The sequence below is a fragment of the Pseudomonas sp. COR18 genome (genome assembly GCF_048568395.1).
Classification (GTDB): domain Bacteria; phylum Pseudomonadota; class Gammaproteobacteria; order Pseudomonadales; family Pseudomonadaceae; genus Aquipseudomonas; species Aquipseudomonas fuscovaginae_B.
This window is the reverse complement of sequence record NZ_CP183808.1, coordinates 295210-314313: the sequence shown is the minus strand read 5'-3', so window position 1 is coordinate 314313 and position 19104 is coordinate 295210. Positions and strand designations below refer to the sequence as shown.

Annotated in this window: 19 protein-coding genes; 13 read left to right on the top strand and 6 right to left on the bottom strand. The window is 63.5% G+C overall.

Translation table 11 applies throughout. The features are described from left to right. Nucleotides 1-74 precede the first annotated feature (74 nt). Nucleotides 75-683, bottom strand: a complete 609-nt coding sequence (locus tag ACM62G_RS01445; protein ID WP_419736573.1) for an HAD family phosphatase — start codon at nt 681-683, stop codon at nt 75-77. A gap of 197 nt (nt 684-880) precedes the next feature. On the opposite strand from ACM62G_RS01445, the gene ACM62G_RS01440 reads away from it, so the two are divergent. Together ACM62G_RS01440 and ACM62G_RS01435 are read left to right on the top strand one after the other, a co-directional pair. Then, nucleotides 881-1567 (top strand): VacJ family lipoprotein, encoded by a 687-nt coding sequence (locus tag ACM62G_RS01440; RefSeq protein WP_054056591.1) that lies wholly within the window; start codon nt 881-883, stop codon nt 1565-1567. Between the two features lie 107 nt (nt 1568-1674). Further along, nucleotides 1675-2894 (top strand): IS3 family transposase gene (locus tag ACM62G_RS01435; protein WP_419736572.1). Its coding sequence is split into 2 segments (ribosomal slippage): nt 1675-2023 and nt 2023-2894, totalling 1221 coding nucleotides; the frame shifts between segments, so codons are not numbered across the junction. Nucleotides 2895-3022: 128 nt separating this feature from the next. Here the strand turns inward: ACM62G_RS01435 and ACM62G_RS01430 are convergent. Continuing rightward, nucleotides 3023-3319 (bottom strand): PilZ domain-containing protein, encoded by a 297-nt coding sequence (locus ACM62G_RS01430; RefSeq protein ID WP_054056590.1) that lies wholly within the window; start codon nt 3317-3319, stop codon nt 3023-3025. Between the two features lie 275 nt (nt 3320-3594). On the opposite strand from ACM62G_RS01430, the gene rssB reads away from it, so the two are divergent. Beyond that, nucleotides 3595-4776: a two-component system response regulator RssB gene (gene rssB, locus ACM62G_RS01425; protein WP_054056589.1), complete on the top strand. Its 1182-nt coding sequence runs from the start codon at nt 3595-3597 to the stop codon at nt 4774-4776. Further along, entirely contained in the window at nt 4776-5258 is a 483-nt protein-coding gene (gene rssC, locus ACM62G_RS01420; protein WP_054056588.1) for an anti-sigma factor antagonist RssC, read from the top strand. Before rssB ends, rssC begins: the two co-directional genes overlap by 1 nt. A gap of 178 nt (nt 5259-5436) precedes the next feature. Here the strand turns inward: rssC and dusA are convergent, their stop codons facing one another. Together dusA and ACM62G_RS01410 are read right to left on the bottom strand one after the other, a co-directional pair. Next, entirely contained in the window at nt 5437-6438 is a 1002-nt protein-coding gene (gene dusA, locus ACM62G_RS01415; protein WP_419736571.1) for a tRNA dihydrouridine(20/20a) synthase DusA, read from the bottom strand. A 138-nt stretch (nt 6439-6576) separates the two neighbouring features. Next, nucleotides 6577-6927 carry a DUF7693 family protein gene (locus ACM62G_RS01410; protein WP_419736570.1) on the bottom strand — a complete coding sequence of 117 codons (351 nt, stop codon included), beginning with the start codon at nt 6925-6927 and terminating at the stop codon, nt 6577-6579. Between the two features lie 204 nt (nt 6928-7131). Between ACM62G_RS01410 and ACM62G_RS01405 the strand changes: the two genes are divergently transcribed. Together ACM62G_RS01405 and ACM62G_RS01400 are read left to right on the top strand one after the other, a co-directional pair. Beyond that, nucleotides 7132-7482, top strand: a complete 351-nt coding sequence (locus ACM62G_RS01405) for a DUF3147 family protein (protein ID WP_054056585.1) — start codon at nt 7132-7134, stop codon at nt 7480-7482. 58 nt (nt 7483-7540) lie between these two features. After that, the gene (locus ACM62G_RS01400) at nt 7541-7834 is read left to right on the top strand and encodes a metal-sensing transcriptional repressor (RefSeq protein WP_054056584.1); all 294 of its coding nucleotides are present in this window, start codon (nt 7541-7543) and stop codon (nt 7832-7834) included. 35 nt (nt 7835-7869) lie between these two features. Here ACM62G_RS01400 and ACM62G_RS01395 read toward each other — a convergent pair whose 3' ends face one another. Continuing rightward, nucleotides 7870-8757, bottom strand: coding sequence for a LysR family transcriptional regulator (locus ACM62G_RS01395; RefSeq protein ID WP_054056583.1), 888 nt, complete (start codon nt 8755-8757; stop codon nt 7870-7872). A 206-nt stretch (nt 8758-8963) separates the two neighbouring features. Between ACM62G_RS01395 and ACM62G_RS01390 the strand changes: the two genes are divergently transcribed. Genes ACM62G_RS01390 through ACM62G_RS01370 form a run of 5 tightly spaced genes read left to right on the top strand, consistent with a single transcriptional unit; the run spans nt 8964 to nt 15555 of the window. Continuing rightward, nucleotides 8964-10349, top strand: a complete 1386-nt coding sequence (locus ACM62G_RS01390) for a glutamine synthetase family protein (protein WP_054056582.1) — start codon at nt 8964-8966, stop codon at nt 10347-10349. Nucleotides 10350-10360: 11 nt separating this feature from the next. Beyond that, entirely contained in the window at nt 10361-11854 is a 1494-nt protein-coding gene (locus ACM62G_RS01385; protein ID WP_419736569.1) for an aldehyde dehydrogenase, read from the top strand. A 33-nt stretch (nt 11855-11887) separates the two neighbouring features. Further along, the gene (locus ACM62G_RS01380; RefSeq protein ID WP_416772650.1) at nt 11888-13165 is read left to right on the top strand and encodes an NAD(P)/FAD-dependent oxidoreductase; all 1278 of its coding nucleotides are present in this window, start codon (nt 11888-11890) and stop codon (nt 13163-13165) included. A 48-nt stretch (nt 13166-13213) separates the two neighbouring features. Beyond that, nucleotides 13214-13969, top strand: coding sequence for a gamma-glutamyl-gamma-aminobutyrate hydrolase family protein (locus tag ACM62G_RS01375; protein WP_419736568.1), 756 nt, complete (start codon nt 13214-13216; stop codon nt 13967-13969). A 59-nt stretch (nt 13970-14028) separates the two neighbouring features. Beyond that, nucleotides 14029-15555 (top strand): APC family permease, encoded by a 1527-nt coding sequence (locus ACM62G_RS01370; RefSeq protein ID WP_419736567.1) that lies wholly within the window; start codon nt 14029-14031, stop codon nt 15553-15555. A gap of 70 nt (nt 15556-15625) precedes the next feature. Here ACM62G_RS01370 and ACM62G_RS01365 read toward each other — a convergent pair whose 3' ends face one another. Then, nucleotides 15626-17335 carry an amidase gene (locus ACM62G_RS01365; RefSeq protein ID WP_419736566.1) on the bottom strand — a complete coding sequence of 570 codons (1710 nt, stop codon included), beginning with the start codon at nt 17333-17335 and terminating at the stop codon, nt 15626-15628. Nucleotides 17336-17554: 219 nt separating this feature from the next. On the opposite strand from ACM62G_RS01365, the gene ACM62G_RS01360 reads away from it, so the two are divergent. Both ACM62G_RS01360 and ACM62G_RS01355 read left to right on the top strand, forming a co-directional pair. Continuing rightward, nucleotides 17555-18202 carry a dihydrofolate reductase family protein gene (locus tag ACM62G_RS01360; protein WP_273820613.1) on the top strand — a complete coding sequence of 216 codons (648 nt, stop codon included), beginning with the start codon at nt 17555-17557 and terminating at the stop codon, nt 18200-18202. A 159-nt stretch (nt 18203-18361) separates the two neighbouring features. Further along, on the top strand, nt 18362-19102 hold the full coding sequence (locus tag ACM62G_RS01355; protein ID WP_054056574.1) for a gluconate 2-dehydrogenase subunit 3 family protein: 741 nt from the start codon (nt 18362-18364) through the stop codon (nt 19100-19102). Nucleotides 19103-19104 lie beyond the last annotated feature (2 nt).

Here is a 19104-nt window from a genome sequence, read left to right as displayed (position 1 = left end):
GATAAAGGTCGGTGCCTGACTTTCAGCGTAATCCACCGCGGCGATTCGTGCCTGATCCCAATCAATGCCACGTATCAGGGCTTCTCGCCCTTGAGGCGACGCAGGGCGATGTCGGCGAGGCAAGTGGACAGTTCGCCGAGGTGGTCGATCACCGAATGCACGCCGAGGCTGAACAGTGCCACGGTCGCCTTGCCGCGCTTGCTTTCCCGCTCCTGGCGGCTCAGTGCCTGCCATTCCACCGGGGTCAGGCCGCACAGCGGGCCGCAGGAGGCCAGGCCGATGGTCCACAGCCCGGCATTGAGCCCCGACTGCAGCAGGCGCGGCTCGCCGCTGACCAGCACGCAGCCCTCCAGTTGCGGCACGCCAAGGCCCATCAATGCCTGCCAGCAGGCGTTGGGCGATGGCCAACGGGCATCAGGGCAGGCGCCAGCCGGTTTCACCCAGGCCGGCAGGGTCGCGGCCAGGGGCGTGCTGACCTCATGGGGCAATTCATCCATCCAGGCGCAGGGTACGCCGAGCTGCTGCATATCCTGCAACACTTCCAGTGCGCCAGGGGTGGCGTGGCTGTGTTCATCCGGGCGTTGGCCATGTCGGGCGCGGGCACCGAAATCCACCAGGCAGCCGGTCAGGCCGAACAGCAGGGCAGTGGGGTTGGGCAGTGGTGCGGCGGCGGTGAGTGGCATGGCAACGTCCTTGAAATAACTTCGCAGAATAAGGCGTTGCCATTACAGTTGAGTGACTCCTTGCTGTCGGTCCTACTTGTAATTCTTTGTAGGACTTGTCTGGGTCATACTGCCTAAATGCAGGTATCCGCTTTATACTGACCCCAATTGTCAGGGCATGGCGCCCGCATCCCGTCTCGTCCAAGGAGTTTCTTTTTATGCGCTGGATCGATCGTCTAGCTCAGGTGTCTTTGTGTGCCAGCATGGCGCTGGTGCCATTCGCCGCGCACGCGGCCGACGAAGATCCGTGGGAAAGCGTCAACCGTCCAATCTTCAAGTTCAACGATACGCTGGACACCTACGCCCTGAAACCCTTGGCCCAGGGCTATCAGGCCGTGACCCCGCAGTTCCTGGAAGACGGCATCCACAACATCTTCCGCAACTTCGGCGACGTCGGCAACCTGGTCAACGACGTCCTGCAATTCAAGCCCCAGGCGGCGGGTGTCGATACCGCGCGCCTGCTGTTCAACACCACCCTGGGTGTGGGCGGCTTCTTCGATGTCGGCACCAAAATGGGGCTGCAGCGCAACGACGAAGACTTCGGCCAGACCCTCGGCCATTGGGGCCTGGACAGCGGCCCTTACGTGGTCATTCCATTCTTCGGCCCGAGCACCCTGCGCGATGCACCGGCCAAGGTGGTCGACAGCTACACCGAACCCTACCGCTACATCCACGACGTGCCGGCGCGCAACATCACCATGGGCCTGGACGTGATCGACACCCGTGCCAGCCTGCTGTCGAGCGAGAAGCTGATCAGCGGCGACAAGTACATCTTCATCCGCAACGCCTACCTGCAGAACCGCGAGTTCAAGGTGAAGGACGGCAAGGTCGTCGACGACTTCTAGTTGTCGGCCGGCCAACAAAAAGGCGACTCCTGGAGTCGCCTTTTTCATTTCACTGTCCCGTCCTGAATAAGGTTTACACCTTCCATCCCGAAATCCCGGAGAATCAGATGGAGCAAGGTGTAAAGCGCACACAGCGAGATTACTCGCTGTCTTTTAAATTGGCGGTTGTCGATCAGATCGAAAAAGGCGAGCTGACCTACAAGCAGGCCCAAGCGCGGTATGGCATCCAGGGGCGGTCGACGGTTCTGGTATGGTTGCGTAAGCATGGTCGGCAGGATTGGAGCCAGGGGGCCTCAATCCGAGCCGAGAGGAGCTGCGTGATGTCCGATCCCAAGACGCTTACTCCAGAGCAGCGGATCAAAGAGCTTGAGCAGCAGCTTGAGCTGATGAGCCAGAAGGCTCAGTTCTTTGAGAAAGTCGTTGATGTCCTGAAGAATGACTACGGTGTGTCGGTCGTAAAAAAGCGATCCGGCAAGTCCTCTCGCAAGGTCAGGTCGCAGGACTGAGCATTGCCAGGACTTGTCGGTTTCTGGGGATTAGCCGGCAGGCTTACTACAAGCGAAATCGAGCGGCTGACAGCAAAGCACACCAGGCAGATCGGATCGTTGAGTTTGTTCAAAAGGTCCGGATGCGTCAGCCACGACTGGGTACAAGGAAGCTGCACTATCTGCTGCATTGCCAGCCGGATAGGCGGGTCCGAATTGGCCGAGACCGACTATTTCAGGTCTTGGGAGAGCACCGCTTGCTGGTGTTGCCCAAGCGGGCGTACCACAAGACAACGCAAAGCTTTCACCGCTTCTACCGGCATCCCAATCTACTCAAGCCAGGCCCGAATCAGGTGGTCCCTGGAGGGCCGGAGCACGTCTGGGTGGCGGACATTACTTACCTGCCCGCCAGTAGCGGTCCACTGTACCTAAGTCTGGTGACGGATGCGTATTCCAGAAAGATTGTCGGGCACCATGTGCATGAAGGTTTGCATGCGGAGTCTGTTGCCCAGGCCTTTAGACAGGCCCTACGCAAGCGGCGTCGTCGTCAGCCCTTAGTTCATCACTCTGACCGAGGCATCCAGTACTGCTCGGCGCTGTACCAGTCACTTCATCAACGGCACGGAGTTCAGTGCTCGATGACTGACGGATATGACTGCTACCAAAACGCACTTGCTGAGCGCATCAACGGAATCCTCAAAACAGAGTTGCTGTTGAGCAACCCAGAAAATCTGGAGCAGGCGAGGAAGATGGTCGATGAGGCAGTGCAGATCTACAACACAGAACGGCCTCACATGGCCCTGAAAAACAAAACGCCCGATGCGGTGCATAGGGCGTTTTGAGGCCTGTGGGCCTACCTGAACAGGTGTAAACCTATTTCAGGACTAGACACACACCCGCTTCGCAAGCGCCGCTGGCCCTTGAGGGCGCCGGGTTTGCCGGCGAACCGCCGAGATCCCGGGGATCTGCCTCAACTCATCTTGAGAATGTGCAACCCCAACCGCTGCCCCCCATCCTGATCCCGCACCCAAACCACCTCGGTCTCCGCCTCCAGCCCCCTCAGCGACGGATGATCGGAGTCGATCCTCACCAGCAACTGATCGCCGGCCTTGAACGCCCGCGGCGCCGCCACCTGCATCCCGCTGCTGGACAGGTCCACGCACACCGCCGAAATCTCCAGCCCGGCATGGATCAGCGTCACGTCGGCATCGACGCGCATCCGGATGTAATCACGCTTTTCCTCGTAGTCACGATCGGTTTGGCTCATCGACTCCATCCTTCGATTCCGTTGTGGTTTTCACACTTCTTATAACTCCCGGTGATTTAAGGTGTAAAGACCTCAAGCGACCATCGGCATGAGCTTGAAACGCCCGGCGGATGGGAGTACCGTCTGCGCCTTAGAAGGGCACCTCTGATACCGATGCACCGGACCTGATCGTTCGGTCGGCTCGAACCGGAGAGGCTAGAAAGCGAATCCAGTAGTACGAGCGGGGTCCAGGCCCTGCTGTCTACGCCAACCTAATTCTGGCGCCGTTTGCCCACATGCAGAAAACCAGTGCCACGCTGCTGATAATAGATGACGACGAAGTAGTGCGCGCAAGCCTTGCGGCCTATTTGGAAGACAGCGGATTCAGCGTCCTGCAAGCCGGCAACGGCCTGCAGGGACTTCAGGTATTCGAGCAAGCAAGGCCCGACCTGGTGATCTGTGACCTGCGCATGCCCCAGATGGGCGGCCTGGAACTGATCCGCCAGGTCTCCGACCTTTCGCCGCAGACACCGGTGATCGTGGTCTCGGGCGCTGGCGTCATGAACGATGCCGTCGAGGCCCTGCGCTTGGGCGCGGCAGACTACCTGATCAAGCCCCTCGAAGACCTCGCCGTGCTGGAGCACTCCGTGCGCCGGGCCCTTGATCGGGCGCGCCTGCTGCTGGAGAACCAGCGCTACCGCGAAAAGCTCGAAGCCGCCAACCGCGAACTCGAAGCCAGCCTTCACCTGCTGCAGGAAGACCAGAACGCCGGGCGCCAGGTGCAGATGAACATGCTGCCGGTCAGTCCGTGGAGCATCGACGATTTCCACTTCGCCCACCAGATCATCCCGTCCCTGTACCTGTCCGGCGACTTCGTCGACTACTTCCGGGTCGACGAGCGGCGGGTGGCGTTCTACCTGGCGGATGTCTCGGGGCATGGCGCTTCGTCGGCGTTCGTCACCGTCCTGTTGAAGTTCATGACCACGCGCCTGCTGTTCGAGTCCAAGCGCAATGGCACGCTGCCGGAGTTCAAGCCCTCGCAGGTGCTGGGCCATATCAACCGCGGGTTGATCAACTGCAAGCTGGGCAAGCACGTGACCATGGTCGGTGGCGTGATCGACGAGGAAACCGGACTGCTGACCTACAGCATCGGTGGCCACCTGCCGCTGCCGGTGCTCTACACCCCGGACAGCGTGCGTTACCTGGAGGGGCGTGGTCTGCCGGTCGGCCTGTTCAACGAGGCCGCCTACGAGGATCACATTCTGGAGCTGCCGCCGACATTCAGTCTTACACTGATGTCTGATGGCATTCTGGACCTTTTGCAACAAGATACACTCAAAGAGAAAGAGGCTGCCTTGCCTGAACTGGTGAGAACAGCCGGGGGCAGCCTGGATGGCTTGCGCCAGGTTTTTGGATTGGCCACGCTAGGGGAGATGCCGGATGATATCGCCCTGTTAGTGTTGAGCAGGAACCTTTGATGAGTACCGGTAGAATCCAATTCGCCGAGCAGGATGGCACCTTCGTTCTGAAGTTCGTGGGTGAAGTGCGCCTGACCCTGTGTTCGGCGTTGGATGCCACGATCGAGAAGATCTTCACGGCGCTGAACTTCACCGCTATCGTGATCGACCTGACCGAAACCCGCAGCATCGACAGTACCACGCTGGGCTTGCTGGCCAAGCTTTCGATCCTGTCGCGGCAGAAAGTCGGCCTGTTGCCGACGCTGGTGACTGTCCACGACGACATTACCCGCCTGCTGCAGTCCATGGGCTTCGACCAGGTGTTCAACATCGTCAACCGCCCGATTCCGTGCCCGGAATGCCTGACCGACCTGCCCTCGCAGGACCAGTCGGAAGAAGTGGTGCGGGTCAAGGTGCTGGAAGCGCACAAGATCCTGATGGGGCTGAACGACTCCAACCGCGAAGCGTTTCACGACCTGGTGAACGCGCTGGAGCGCAGTTGAGCCACTGACGCCTCAGGGCGTACAAAAAAGGGCGACATCCCCACGGATGTCGCCCTTTTTGCGCTGGCCATGTCAAAGGCTAGTCCGTGCTTTCCAGGGGGATGATCTGCTGTGGGAGGAGGATTCACCGAGGCGTCGGGAACGATAACACCGCTCCAACTGACTCCCAGGACAGCAATCACCGTCCCTCCAGCAAAGCCCCCGCCTGATCCAGCAACGCCAGCGGGTCCTGCGCCTTGTGAATATCCACCGACAGCAATTGGCGGAACCGCCGCGCCCCCGGAAAGCCGGTGCCCAGCCCCAGCACATGCCGGGTCACATGATGCATGGCCCCGCCACTGGCAATATGCTCGGCCACATAAGGCCGCAACTGCGCCAGTGCCTCGGCCCGGGAAATCACCGGTGCCGTGCTGCCGAACAGCCGCTGATCCACTTCAGCCAGCAGGTACGGGTTGTGATAGGCCTCGCGCCCCAGCATCACCCCGTCGAAGGTCTGCAGGTGCTCCTGGCACTGCTCCAGCGTCTTGATCCCGCCGTTGAGCACGATCTCCAGCTCCGGGAAGTCCTGCTTCAAGCGCGCCGCCACGTCATAGCGCAGCGGTGGAATCTCGCGGTTCTCCTTGGGTGACAGCCCCTCCAGGATCGCGATCCGCGCATGCACGGTAAAACTGCCGCAACCGGCCTCGCGCACCGTGCCGACGAAATCGCAGAGTTCTTCATAACTGTCGCGGCCATTGATGCCGATACGATGCTTGACCGTCACCGGAATCGACACCGCATCGCGCATGGCCTTCACGCAGTCGGCCACCAGTTGCGGATGGCCCATGAGGCAGGCACCGATCATGTTGTTCTGCACCCGGTCGCTGGGGCAGCCGACATTGAGGTTCACCTCGTCGTAGCCGGCGTCCTCGGCCAGCCGCGCGCAGGCGGCCAGGTCGGCCGGTACGCTGCCGCCCAGTTGCAGTGCCAGCGGGTGCTCGGAAGCGTTGTAGCGCAGGAAGCGTTCACGATCGCCATGGAGAATGGCGCCGGTGGTGACCATCTCGGTGTAGAGCAGGGTGTGCCTGGAAAGCAGGCGCAGAAAGTACCGACAATGGCGGTCAGTCCAGTCCATCATCGGCGCCACGCTGAAGCGGCGCGAGGGCTCGGGGCGGGAGGAGGTAACGTCGTTCAAGGGCATGGAAAATCGGTCGCTGTGGGCGCGGCCGGCGCGAATGGGTAGGGCGCTGGCTTGAGTGGCGTGGGGCTGAATGGGGGAGTTTACCAGAATATGGGGTGGCTCAGAGGAAGGGGGTAGGATAAGAGAGCAGGATTGCGATCAAAGCGCTCTCAGTAGTCCTTCCAGCACCCTGTGCTCCCAGGTGCTGAGCAGGGCAATGGGATCAGTCCCGTATCGATCTCCAGGAGCGAGCTGCCACGTTCTCCCATCCGGGCTCTGAGTCTGCTCGCAATAGTCGAGCTTATCGCCATCATTGCAAATCGTGATTCGCCACCCCTCGACATCGACCGCAAAGTGGCCGGTGTCGGCCCCGTTCTCGGTTTGTCTGCCGGCTTTCACCATCGTTCGTCGTCCAAGAACGACATCTCGCAGCACTTGGCAGACTTCCCGTGTCGTGAGCACGCCAGTGAATACCTCATCGCAATCGCCAACCATGGTGGAAGGACTCATCGCAGCTTACCTCCGGCATACATTTTCAGAGCCTGGCGTAGCATATATTTGGAAGATAGGAGAAGGCTTACTTTTACACCTGCCGTACTTATAAAAATAAGTCCGTCCCAATTTCCCGATTAGTGTCGATAGGTATTGAGGTATCCCCCCTGGGGGATAGGATGAGGGTATTCCCAAGCTACTACGCCCCCGGACGCCAAGCCCATGACCTGGCTACTCACCAAGTACTTCGTCACCTCCGCCATCGTCGTGCTGGTGTCGGAGTTCGCCAGGCGCAGTGACAGGCTGGGCGGGCTGGTTGCGGCGCTGCCGCTGGTGACGCTGTTGACGCTGATCTGGCTGTACTATGAGCAGCAGAGCCCGGAAAAGATCGCCAATCATGCCTGGTACACCTTCTGGTACGTCGTGCCGACGCTGCCGATGTTCCTGGTGTTTCCGCTGCTGCTGGCGCGGCTGGGGTTCTGGTGGGCACTGCTGGTCGGGATCCTGATCAGCCTGGCGGCGTTCCTGCTGTTCGCCCTGGTGTTGCGTCGATTCGGCATCGACTTGCTTTGAGCTTGGAGAGCAACCCCTCCTGGGGGATACTGGGTGTTTACTCCCGCCGGACCGTGCCATGAGCCAACCCACACCGCCGCATGACCACACGCATCAATCGCATGAGGCCATCGTGAAGCGCCTCAAGCGCGCCGAAGGTCACCTGCGCAGCATTGTCACGATGATCGAGCATGGCCGTGCCTGCGTGGATATCGCCCAGCAACTGCATGCGGTCGAAAAGGCGGTCTGCCAGGCCAAGCGTACGCTGATCCAGGATCATATCGACCATTGCCTGGAGCACGCCGTCGGTGCCTTGGCCGATGGCGAAAGGGCGCCGCTGGAAGAGTTCCGGCAGATCACCAAGTACCTGTAAGGCGCTGCGCGCCATCTGCGTGACCGGCCAGTTGTCTACTGCGCCCCGCCGGTTTCGATCATGCCCCTGAGCAGGTTGGCCATCTCATCGAACAAAATCTGCACCGAACGCAACGACAGGTTGTCCGGCCGCGTCAGCAGCCAGATATCCGTATCACACCCCTCCAGCGGCCCGCTCAGCCGTTCCACGCCTTCCAGGCTGTTGACCATGAAGTCGGGCAGGGCCGCCACGCCCAGGCCGGCGCCGACCAGGCCGCCGACCGAGGACATGCTGCTGCAACGATAGCGTGGCACCAGGCCAGGGTAGACCTGCTGGCGCCATACCACCGAGATATGCTCGGCCAGGGAGTCGTTCGGGGCGATCCAGGGCTGCTCGGTGGGTGACTGCCGATAGCCCTCGCGAAAACTCGCGTGCCCGCAGACGAAGTAGGAGCTCTTGCCCAGGCGCCGTCCCACCAGATGCTCGGGGGGCGAGTTGGACAGGCGCAGGGCAATGTCCGCGTCACGTCGGCTCAGGCTGGCGAAGTTGTTGGAGGTGGCGATCTCCAGGGAAATGGCCGGGTAGCGCGGCATCAGCGTCGAGAGTCCGGGCAGCAGCAGGCTGCGCAGCACCGCATCGGTGCAGGTCAGGCGCACCGTGCCGCTGATGACATTTTCCCCATGGGCCAGGGCGATGCGCGCCGTCTCCAGCGCCTGTTCGGCCCGTTCGGCCTGCTCGGCGATCGCCTTGGCGCTTTCGGTGGGGGTGTAGCCGCGGCGGTTTTTGTCGAACAGCGCGACTTCCAGGTTGGCCTCCAGCTTGCGGATCGCCCGGAACACCGTCGAGACGTCCACCTGCAGTTGCTCGGCGGCCCTGGCCAGGGTGCGTCCGCGCACCAGTGCCAGCACCAGGTGCAGGTCACTGTGGGTGACTTGATATTGCATCGTTGCAATCTTCCTTTGCCAGTTTGCCGATGTGGCTTGCGTTGGTGCCACCTTATACTCGGCGTGCTACTGCGAATCAATGGCACACGGACGGGCGCGCAGGTCTGTGCAGGACCACCGCCCGCCGTTGGCCAAATAACAAATACGCTGTGCAGGCTCGCGAACCGTTTCGCTGGAGCCCGTCAGCGCCAAGGATGTACCCCGTCATGAATTCCCCAGTCTCCCCTCGTGTCGTGCAGCTCAATGAAGCGAACATCTTCCTCAAGGAGAACCCCGACATTCAGTTCGTCGACCTGCTGATCACCGACATGAACGGTGTCGTGCGTGGCAAGCGCGTCGAGCGCGGCAGCCTGCACAAGGTTTACGAGAAAGGCATCAATCTTCCCGCTTCGCTATTCGCCCTGGACATCAACGGCTCCACCGTCGAAAGCTCCGGCCTGGGCCTGGACATCGGCGATGCCGACCGCATCTGCTACCCGATCCCCAACACCCTGAGCGCCGAGCCCTGGCAGAAGCGCCCGACCGCGCAATTGCTGATGACCATGCACGAGCTCGACGGCCGGCCATTCTTCGCCGACCCGCGGGAAGTGCTGCGGCAGGTGGTGCAGAAGTTCGATGCGCTGGGGCTGACCATCTGCGCGGCGTTCGAGCTGGAGTTCTACCTGATCGACCAGGAAAACGTGAACGGCCGGCCGCAGCCGCCACGCTCGCCGATCTCCGGCAAGCGGCCGATGTCGACCCAGGTGTACCTGATCGACGACCTCGACGAGTACGTCGACTGCCTCCAGGACATGCTCGAAGCGGCGAAGGAGCAGGGCATCCCGGCCGACGCGATCGTCAAGGAAAGTGCCCCCGCGCAGTTCGAGGTCAACCTGCACCACGTGGAGGATGCGCTCAAGGCCTGCGACTACGCGGTGCTGCTCAAGCGCCTGGTGAAGAACATCGCCTACGACCACGAGATGGACTCGACCTTCATGGCCAAGCCCTATCCGGGCCAGGCCGGTAACGGCCTGCATGTGCACATCTCGCTGATCGACAAGCAGACCGGCAAGAACATCTTCGCCACCGACGACCCGCAGACCCACGCGCCGTTGCGCCACGCGATCGCCGGGGTGCTGGAAACCATGCCGGCGTCGATGGCCTTTCTCTGCCCCAACGTCAACTCCTACCGCCGTTTCGGCGCCCAGTTCTATGTGCCCAACGCGCCGAGCTGGGGCCTGGACAACCGCACCGTGGCGGTACGCGTGCCTACCGGTGGCGCCGATGCCATTCGTATCGAACACCGCGTCGCCGGTGCCGATGCCAACCCGTACCTGATGATGGCGTCGATCCTGGCCGGTATTCATCACGGCCTGACCCACCAGCTCGAACCCACCGACCCCATCGATGGCAACGCCTACGAGCAACTGGAACAGAGCCTGCCGAACAACCTGCGCGATGCCTTGCGCGAGCTGGACGACAGCGAGGTGCTGAACCAGTACATCAGCCCCGAGTACATCGATATCTTCGTGGCGTGCAAGGAGGCCGAGATGCAGGAGTTCGAAACCACCATTTCGGACCTCGAATACAACTGGTACCTGCACACCGTCTGAGGAAGCCGACCATGAAAGCGACAACACGTGAACAGTGGGAACAGCGCTTCAACGGCTTGAGCATCGAAGGTCGGGCCTTCATCGACGGCAGCTATCGGGACGCCGTGGCCGGTGGTTCATTCGCCAAGTCCAGCCCGGTGGACGGTCGGCTGCTGGCGGACATCGCCAGTTGCATGGCCGAAGACGCCGAGCTGGCGGTGCAGGCCGCCCGGGCCAGTTTCGAGCGCGGTGACTGGCGCAACCAGGCGCCAGCGCAACGCAAGCGCGTGCTCATCGGTTTCGCCGACCGGCTGCTGGCCCATGCCGAGGAGCTGGCGCTGCTGGAAACCCTGGACATGGGCAAGCCCATCAGCGACTCGTTGAGCATCGACGTGCCGGCGGCGGCCAACGCCCTTCGCTGGAGCGCCGAGGCCATCGACAAGGTGTATGACGAAGTCGCCCCGACGCCCCCTGACCAGTTGGGCCTGGTGACCCGTGAGCCGGTCGGCGTGGTCGCGGCCATCGTGCCGTGGAACTTCCCGCTGATGATGGCCTGCTGGAAGCTCGGCCCGGCGCTGGCCACCGGCAACTCGGTGATCCTCAAGCCTTCCGAGAAATCACCGCTCACCGCGATTCGTATCGCCCAGCTCGCGCTTGAAGCAGGCATTCCGGCGGGTGTGTTCAACGTGCTGCCGGGCTTCGGCCACACCGTCGGGCAGGCCCTGGCACTGCACATGGACGTGGATACCCTGGTGTTCACCGGCTCCACCCGCATTGCCAAGCAACTGCTGGTCTATGCCGGCGAGTCGAACATGAAGCGGGTCTGGCTGGAGGCCGGTGGCAAGAGCCCGAACATCGTGTTTGCCGATGCGCCGGACCTGCAAGCCGCCGCCGAAGCCGCCGCCACGGCCATCGCCTTCAACCAGGGCGAAGTGTGCATCGCTGGCTCGCGCCTGCTGGTCGAGCGCTCGATCAAGGCCCGCTTCCTGCCGCTGGTGATCGAGGCGCTGCAACAGTGGAAACCCGGCCACGCCCTTGACCCGGACACCCGCGTCGGTGCCCTGGTCGACGACGGCCACCTGCAAACGGTGCTGGGCTTCATCGAGTCCGCCCGGCAGGAGGGTGCGCAACTGGTCAGTGGTGGCCGGCGGGCGTTGCAGGATACCGGTGGCAGCTACGTCGAGCCGACGGTCTTCGACGGCGTTGACAACGCCATGCGCATCGCTCGGGAAGAGATTTTCGGCCCGGTGCTCTCGGTCATCGATTTCGACGACGAGGCCGAAGCCGTGCGTATCGCCAACGACACCCCCTACGGCCTGGCGGCTGCCGTGTGGACGCAGAACCTGTCGCGGGCCCATCGCCTGGCGCGGGCGTTGCGCGCCGGCAGCGTGTGGGTCAACCAGTACGACGGCGGTGACATGACCGCGCCGTTTGGTGGCTTCAAGCAGTCCGGTAACGGTCGCGATAAATCGCTGCATGCCTTCGACAAATACACGGAGCTGAAGGCGACCTGGATCAAGCTCTGACGGGCATCGCTTTCATGTTCGAGGAATTTCGCTATGAACAATCACGTTGCAAGTTTCTACGCGGCGTCGCGTAACCTGAACACCGACTATCCAGCCCTCACCGAATCGGTGGAGACGGATGTCTGCATCATCGGCGCGGGCTACACCGGGCTGTCCACCGCGCTGTTCCTGCTGGAGCACGGCTTCAGGGTCACGGTGCTGGAGGCGGCCAAGGTCGGCTTCGGCGCCTCGGGCCGCAATGGCGGGCAGATCGTCAACAGCTACAGCCGCGATATCGATGTCATCGAGCGCCAGACCGGCGCCCGCCAGGCACAACTGCTGGGCGAAATGGCCTTCGAGGGCGGGCGGATCATCCGTGAGCGCGTCGCGCGCTACGGTATCGACTGCGACCTGAAGGACGGCGGTGTGTTCGCCGCCATCACCCCCAAGCAACTGGCTCACCTGGAATCGCAGAAGAAGCTCTGGGAGCGCTACGGGCACACCCAACTCGAACTGATGGACGAGCGGCGGATCCGCGAGGTGGTCGGCACCGACCGTTATGTCGGCGGCATGCTCGACATGAGCGGCGGTCACATCCATCCGCTCAACCTGGCCCTGGGTGAAGCGGCGGCCGTCGCCTCGCTGGGTGGCGCCATCCACGAACAGAGCCCGGCGACCCGGATCGAGCGGGGCGAGCACCCGGTGGTGCACACACCGAAAGGCCAGGTGCGGGCCAAGTTCGTCGTGGTGGCCGGCAACGCCTACCTCGGCGGGCTGGTGCCGGAGTTGGCTGCCAAGTCCATGCCGTGCGGTACCCAGGTGCTCGCCACCGAGCCGCTGCCCGAGGACCTGGCGCGCAGCCTGCTGCCGCAGGACTACTGCGTGGAGGACTGCAACTACCTGCTCGACTACTTCCGCCTCACCGCCGACCGCCGCCTGATCTACGGCGGTGGCGTGGTCTATGGCGCGCGTGACCCGGCGGATATCGAGGCGATCATCCGGCCGAAAATGCTCAAGACCTTCCCGCAGCTCAAGAACGTGAAGATCGACTTCACCTGGACCGGCAACTTCCTGCTGACCCTGTCGCGCCTGCCGCAGGTCGGTCGCCTGGGCGACAACATCTACTACTCCCAGGGCTGCAGTGGGCACGGTGTGACCTACACCCACCTGGCCGGCAAGGTGCTGGCCGAGGCCCTGCGCAGCCAGGCCGAGCGTTTCGACGCCCTGGCGGGCCTGACCCACTACCCATTCCCCGGTGGTCGACTGCTGCGCGTGCCGTTCACGGCCATGGGCGCCGCCTACTACCAGTTGCGTGATCGCCTGGGTATCTGAGTGTCTGCCGTCGGCCCTGCGCCGGCGGCATCTTTCTGGAGATTGACCATGTCCCGCGTGCCCCTGATCGGTGTCACCGCCTGCCGGCAACTGCTCGGTAAATACGATTCCCACACCGTCGGCGACAAGTATGTCGAAGCCGCAGCCCAGGCCGGGCTGCCGGTGTTGCTGCCGGCGCGCAGCAGGCCCAGCGATCCGCGGGATCTGCTGGAACACCTCGATGGCCTGCTGTTCACCGGTTCGCCTTCCAACGTCCATCCCTCCCTCTACCAGGGCGAGCCGAGCCTGGAAGGCACCGCCCACGATGCGGCCCGCGACGCCAACACCTTGCCGCTGCTGCGCCTGGCGATCGACCGGGGCATCCCGGTGTTCTGCATCTGCCGCGGCTTCCAGGAACTCAACGTCAGCCTGGGCGGTTCGCTGCACCAGCGCGTGCAGGAGCTGCCCGGTTTCCTCGACCACCGCGAACCGCAAGGGGAAACGCTGGCCGAACACTACGCGCCGCAACATGCGGTCCACGTGCAACCCGGCGGCGTGTTCGAGCAGCTTGGCCTGCCAGCCGAGTTTCGCGTCAACTCGCTGCACAGCCAGGGTATCGACCGCCTGGCGCCCGCCCTGCGGGTCGAGGCGCTGGCCCCGGATGGTCTGGTCGAAGCCGTTTCCGTCCATGACTCGCGAGGCTTTGTCGTGGGGGTGCAATGGCATCCGGAGTGGCGCCTGGAGGACAACCCCGAGTCGCTCACGCTGTTCCAGGCATTCAGGGAGGCTTGCCAGCGCTACGCCGAGGCACGTGCGGCGCGCTGACGGGAGCCTGGACCTGATCCAGCGGCACTGAAAATAATTCCAAAAGGTGACAAAGGCTTATGAGTGAATACATCGAGGCCGCCCGGGGCCGCGAGACAACTGGCACGGACGACTCCGTGAACGCCAAGGGCCTGGCCCAGGGCAAGGTTGGGCTGTTGGCCTGTGTGGTGCTGGGCATATCGACCATCGCGCCGGTCTACACCCTGACCGGCGCACTGGGGCCCACCGTGCGGGAAGTGGGCGTGTATCTGCCCGCGGTGTTCATCGTCGGCTTCCTGCCGATGCTGCTGGTCGCGCTGGGCTATCGCGAACTGAACGCGGCCGAGCCGGACAGTGGCACCTCGTTCACCTGGTCGGCCCGGGCGTTTGGCCCGATGATCGGCTGGATCGGCGGCTGGGGGCTGGTCACGGCGACCACCATCGTGCTGTCCAACCTCGCCGGCGTGGCCGTGGACTTCTTCTACCTGTTCCTCGCCCAGCTCACCGGTATCCCGGAACTGGCGCAGATGCGGGAAAACCTGCTGGTCAACATCGTCACCTGCTGCGTGTTCATCTCCATCGCGGTGTGGATCAGTTGCCGCGGCATCGGCATGACCATGCGCGTGCAATATGCCCTGGTCGCCCTGCAGTTGCTGGTGCTGATCGGCTTCTCCATCGCGGCGTTCCAGGCCGCGCCCCCCTCGGCACCGGTGGTGTTCCACGCCGAATGGTTCAACCCCTTCAACATCGAGTCGTTCTCGGCCTTCGCCGCGGGGCTGTCGTTGTCGATCTTCATCTTCTGGGGCTGGGACCTGTGCCTGACCGTCAGCGAGGAGTCGGTCGGCAGCGAAAAGGTGCCCGGACGTGCCGCCACCTTGACGGTGCTGGTGATCCTGGCGTTGTACCTGTTCACCGCTGCCGCGACCCTGCAGTTCGCCGGCATTGGCGAGACGGGCTGGGGCCTGGGCAATCCGCAGATCCAGGAAAACGTCTTCGCCCACCTGGCCGGTCCGGTGATGGGGCCGCTGGCGATCCTGATGTCGGTGGCGGTACTGGCCAGCACCGCTGCGTCGTTGCAATCGACCTTCATCTCGCCGGCGCGCACCCTCTTGGCGATGGGTTACTACGGGGCGGTTTCGCAACGTTTCGCCAGCATCTGCCCACGCTCGCGCACTCCGCGCTACGCCACGATCGCCGCGGGCATCGCCACCGGGGCGTTCTACGTGACCATGCGCACCCTTAGCGACAACGTGCTGGCGGATACCATCACCGCCCTGGGCATGATGATCTGCTTCTACTACTCGCTGACGGCGTTCGCCTGCGTCTGGTATTTCCGCCACAGTCTGTTCTTCAGCCTACGGCATTTCCTCATGCGCGGCCTGTGCCCGTTGCTCGGGGCGACGATGCTCTCGGTGATCTTCTGGCAGACGGCGTTCGACAGCATCTCCCCGGATTTCGGCAGTGGTTCGCATATCGCGGGCGTGGGGCTGGTGTTCATCATCGCCATGACCATCCTGCTGCTGGGCCTGGTGCTGATGCTGTTCGCCCGTTGGCGGACCCCGGCGTTTTTCCTGGGCAGTACCTTGTCGGTGGTGACCAGGCACTGAGAAGAGGGCGCAGGTCCTTCGCAGCAGGCTCCATCGGCAACCGATGAGCCTGCTGCGAGGCGTGGCAGGGTCAGCCGCGTTTGAGCGGCGGGGTGCGTGGCGGGATGAGCCGTTTCGAACCGGTCGACTCGTAGGCCGAGGCCAGTTGCAACAACGCGTTGTCGTCATAGGCGCGGCCGGCGAAGGTCAGGCCGACCGGCATGCCGATATCCTCCATGATGCCCATGGGCACGGTCACGGTCGGCACGCCCAGGTGACGAATCGCCAGGTTGCCGTTGGCCACCCAGATCCCGTTGCTCCAGGCGATGTCCGCGGACACCGGATTCACATCGGCATCGGCCGGGCCGACGTCGGCGACCGTCGGGAACAGCACGGCGTCGAGCTGCAGGTCCTCCATCCAGTCCTCGAGGTCGACCTGGCGGGTCCGTTCCAGGCCGCGCAGTCCGTCCGGCAACGACGGCAGTTCATGCCACGGCTTGATCCCCTGTTGCGCCATGCGCACGTATTCGGCCATGCCGGCGGCGAGGTCGTCCTCGCGGTTGGGCAGGGTACCGGGGTCGTGGGGGAAGATGCTCGGACCATCGACATCGGCCAGGCGGTTCAGCGCCGGGTCGCCGTTGTCGCGCAGGAAGTTGTCGAAACCCCAGGCGGACAGCTCCCACAGTTCTTCATGCAGGAACGCTTTCGAAACCAGGCCGCGGTTGTACACCGTCGGTGCGCCGGGGCGGTCGCCTTCGCAGTTGGACACCAGCGGGAAGTCGACTTCCACCACCGTGGCGCCCGCCGCTTCGAGAGCCTGGCGGGCCGCTTCCCACAGTTTGATGACGGAGGGGCGGGTATGGATGCGTTGGCCGGTCGGGCCACCGATGCCCGGCTTCTCGCTGGTGCCGGCTTCGGGGTCCCGGTTGATGAACAGGCGGGGCACGCCGAGACGCTTGCCAGCCAGGGCATCGGCAGTGGCGGCGAGCTTCAGGTAGCAAGCCGGACGTACGGTCGAGGCAGCCGGGATCGGCACCCACGGCTGCAGGCGCCAAAGGTCGCCGGACTTGTCCGGGTCGTCGGCGACCACCACGTCGAGCACTTCCAGCAGGTCGGCCATGGTCCGGGCGTACGGCACCACCACGTCCATGGTCGGCGTCAGCGGCCAGTTGCCGCGGACCGAAATCACCCCGCGCGACGGGGTGTAGGCACACAGGCCGTTGTTCGACGCCGGCCCGCGGCCGCTCGACCAGGTTTCCTCGGCCAGGCCGAAGGCGGAAAAACTCGCGGCGGTCGCCGTGCCGGCACCGTTCGACGAGCCCGAGGCAAAGGGTGCGGTCAGGTAGGCGGCGTTGTACGGGCTCTCGGCCCGGCCGTAGACACCACGCTGCATGCCGCCGTTGGCCATCGGCGGCATGTTGGTCTTGCCCAGGCAGATCGCCCCGGCGGCGCGCAGGCGCTCGATGGTGAAGGCGTCCCGCTGGGCGACGAGGTCCTTGAAGGCGGGGCTGCCCGACGCCGCGGTCAGGCCCTTGACCAGGTAACTGTCCTTGGCGGTGTAGGGAATGCCATCCAGTGGGCCCAGGGTCTTGCCTTGCGCCCGACGCACGTCCGAAGCGGCCGCCTCGTCCAGCGCGTAAGGGTTGCGCACCACCACGGCGTTCAGTGCGGTGGCGGTGTCCTGGGTGTCATAGGCGTCGATCCGCGCCAGATAGGCTTCTACCAACTGCACCGCAGTGGTTCTGCCGGATTCAAGGGCATCGCGCAGCTCGGCGATGGAGCGTTCGGTCACTTCGATCATGGTTCTATGCCATTTGGGTTTATCGGTGAATCCTCGGCCGGCCAGAATAAGTGCATGGCGGTCGGTTCCACATCGGCAAGCCAGCAAGGTGACCTTTCAGCGTTGCACACTCCGGGTGGCTCATGCCCCGGGTATTGCCTACGCTTGGCAAAGGGCTGGAGCGGGTATCGAAGGCTGTTGCCGCTTCCCGGCCGGTCATCGTCCAGGAGGCGTCAAACCATGACACGAGTACGCGTTCAGGGCTTCACCCTCTCGCTCGACGGATACGCAGCCGGCCCCGACCAGGACATCGACAACCCCCTCGGTAGAGGCGGGACGGAGTTGCACCAGTGGTTGCTCCCGACCCGTACCTTCCAGCGGAATCTGTTCGGCAAGGACGACGGTACCCTTGGCGTGGACGACGACTTCGCTGCCCGCGGCTTCCAGAATGTCGGCGCCTGGATACTGGGGCGGAACATGTTCGGGCCCATTCGTGGGCAATGGCCGGATATGAACTGGAAGGGCTGGTGGGGAGACAACCCGCCCTATCACGTTCCGGTCTTCGTCCTGACCCACCACGCGCGTCCTTCCATCGAAATGAAGGGTGGCACCACGTTCCACTTCATCACCGCAGGCATTCACGCGGCACTCGAGCGTGCCCGTGAGGCCGCTGCCGGCATGGATGTGCGGATCGGCGGTGGGCCGGACACCATCCGCCAGTATCTTCGCGAAGGCCTCATCGATGAACTGCACCTGGCGATCTCGCCGGTGCTGCTCGGCCGGGGAGAGGCGCTGTTCGCCGGGCTCGACCTGCGGGCGCTGGGCTACCGGTGCGTTGAATCCGTGGCCTCGCCGAAGGCCACCCATGTCGTGCTGCGGCGCCAGTGAGGGAGTGAGAGCGGTGCGCGGCTTGATGTAACCGGTTTCAAAGCCCCTGCAAAAACGCTAAATTAGCCGGCTGTACGCAGTCCCCCTCCCTTTAGCCCTGACCAGTCGAAAATCAGAAGGCGTCGCTCAGCAGTCGCCCGAAGTCGATGAGGAATTACAATGCCCGAGCATGCTCCCGATAACCCGCGCAGGGACTTCCTGCGCAAAACGCTGACCCTGATACCCGTCGTGACGGTGGCGAGCACCGGACTGAGCCTCGGCTCCAGCCCGCTGAGTGCGGCGCCCGTGCGCGAGCCGCGGGTTCCGGCGACGCCGCCGCCCAGCCAGTACCAGCCAACCTTTTTCACCACTGAAGAGTGGGCATTCCTGCAGGCGGCGGTGTCACGCATCATCCCGGCCGACGAGCTCGGTCCAGGGGCACTGGAAGCGGGCGCTGCCGAGTTCATCGACCGGCAGATGAATACGCCCTACGCCACGGGTGCCCAGTGGTACATGCAAGGCCCGTTCAAGGCCGACGCCGCCCCGGAGCTGGGCTACCAGTTGCAACTCAGTCCGCAGCAGATCTACCGCCTGGGCATCGCCGCCGCGCAGGCCTGGTGCAAAACCACCACCGGTAAAAATTTTGCCGAGCAAGACAGCGCTACCCGAGACCATGTTCTTCGCCAGATCGAGTCTGGTGAGGCCGTTTTCGAGCCAGTGCCGGCCAAGGTGTTTTTCAGTCTGCTGGTGCAGAACACTCGCGAAGGGTTTTTCTGCGACCCGATTCACGGCGGCAACCGCGGCATGGTCGGCTGGACGCAGATCGGCTTCCCCGGTGCCCGGGCAGATTTCATGGACTGGGTCGAGCGCAACGAGCCTTACCCGTTCCCGGCCGTCTCGATTCGCGGCGAGAGGGCATAAGG

What these genes read in the sequence shown, in the direction of transcription:
- ACM62G_RS01380 (WP_416772650.1), top strand. Translation starts at nt 11,888, where the DNA reads ATGAACAATCACGTTGCAAGTTTCTACGCGGCGTCGCGTAACCTGAAC.
- ACM62G_RS01440 (WP_054056591.1), top strand. Translation starts at nt 881, where the DNA reads ATGCGCTGGATCGATCGTCTAGCTCAGGTGTCTTTGTGTGCCAGCATG.
- ACM62G_RS01355 (WP_054056574.1), top strand. Translation starts at nt 18,362, where the DNA reads ATGCCCGAGCATGCTCCCGATAACCCGCGCAGGGACTTCCTGCGCAAA.
- ACM62G_RS01430 (WP_054056590.1), bottom strand. Translation starts at nt 3,319, where the DNA reads ATGAGCCAAACCGATCGTGACTACGAGGAAAAGCGTGATTACATCCGG.
- ACM62G_RS01385 (WP_419736569.1), top strand. Translation starts at nt 10,361, where the DNA reads ATGAAAGCGACAACACGTGAACAGTGGGAACAGCGCTTCAACGGCTTG.
- ACM62G_RS01390 (WP_054056582.1), top strand. Translation starts at nt 8,964, where the DNA reads ATGAATTCCCCAGTCTCCCCTCGTGTCGTGCAGCTCAATGAAGCGAAC.
- ACM62G_RS01410 (WP_419736570.1), bottom strand. Translation starts at nt 6,927, where the DNA reads ATGAGTCCTTCCACCATGGTTGGCGATTGCGATGAGGTATTCACTGGC.
- ACM62G_RS01365 (WP_419736566.1), bottom strand. Translation starts at nt 17,335, where the DNA reads ATGATCGAAGTGACCGAACGCTCCATCGCCGAGCTGCGCGATGCCCTT.
- rssB (WP_054056589.1), top strand. Translation starts at nt 3,595, where the DNA reads ATGCAGAAAACCAGTGCCACGCTGCTGATAATAGATGACGACGAAGTA.
- ACM62G_RS01360 (WP_273820613.1), top strand. Translation starts at nt 17,555, where the DNA reads ATGACACGAGTACGCGTTCAGGGCTTCACCCTCTCGCTCGACGGATAC.
- ACM62G_RS01445 (WP_419736573.1), bottom strand. Translation starts at nt 683, where the DNA reads ATGCCACTCACCGCCGCCGCACCACTGCCCAACCCCACTGCCCTGCTG.
- ACM62G_RS01405 (WP_054056585.1), top strand. Translation starts at nt 7,132, where the DNA reads ATGACCTGGCTACTCACCAAGTACTTCGTCACCTCCGCCATCGTCGTG.
- ACM62G_RS01400 (WP_054056584.1), top strand. Translation starts at nt 7,541, where the DNA reads ATGAGCCAACCCACACCGCCGCATGACCACACGCATCAATCGCATGAG.
- ACM62G_RS01370 (WP_419736567.1), top strand. Translation starts at nt 14,029, where the DNA reads ATGAGTGAATACATCGAGGCCGCCCGGGGCCGCGAGACAACTGGCACG.
- ACM62G_RS01375 (WP_419736568.1), top strand. Translation starts at nt 13,214, where the DNA reads ATGTCCCGCGTGCCCCTGATCGGTGTCACCGCCTGCCGGCAACTGCTC.
- dusA (WP_419736571.1), bottom strand. Translation starts at nt 6,438, where the DNA reads ATGCCCTTGAACGACGTTACCTCCTCCCGCCCCGAGCCCTCGCGCCGC.
- ACM62G_RS01395 (WP_054056583.1), bottom strand. Translation starts at nt 8,757, where the DNA reads ATGCAATATCAAGTCACCCACAGTGACCTGCACCTGGTGCTGGCACTG.
- rssC (WP_054056588.1), top strand. Translation starts at nt 4,776, where the DNA reads ATGAGTACCGGTAGAATCCAATTCGCCGAGCAGGATGGCACCTTCGTT.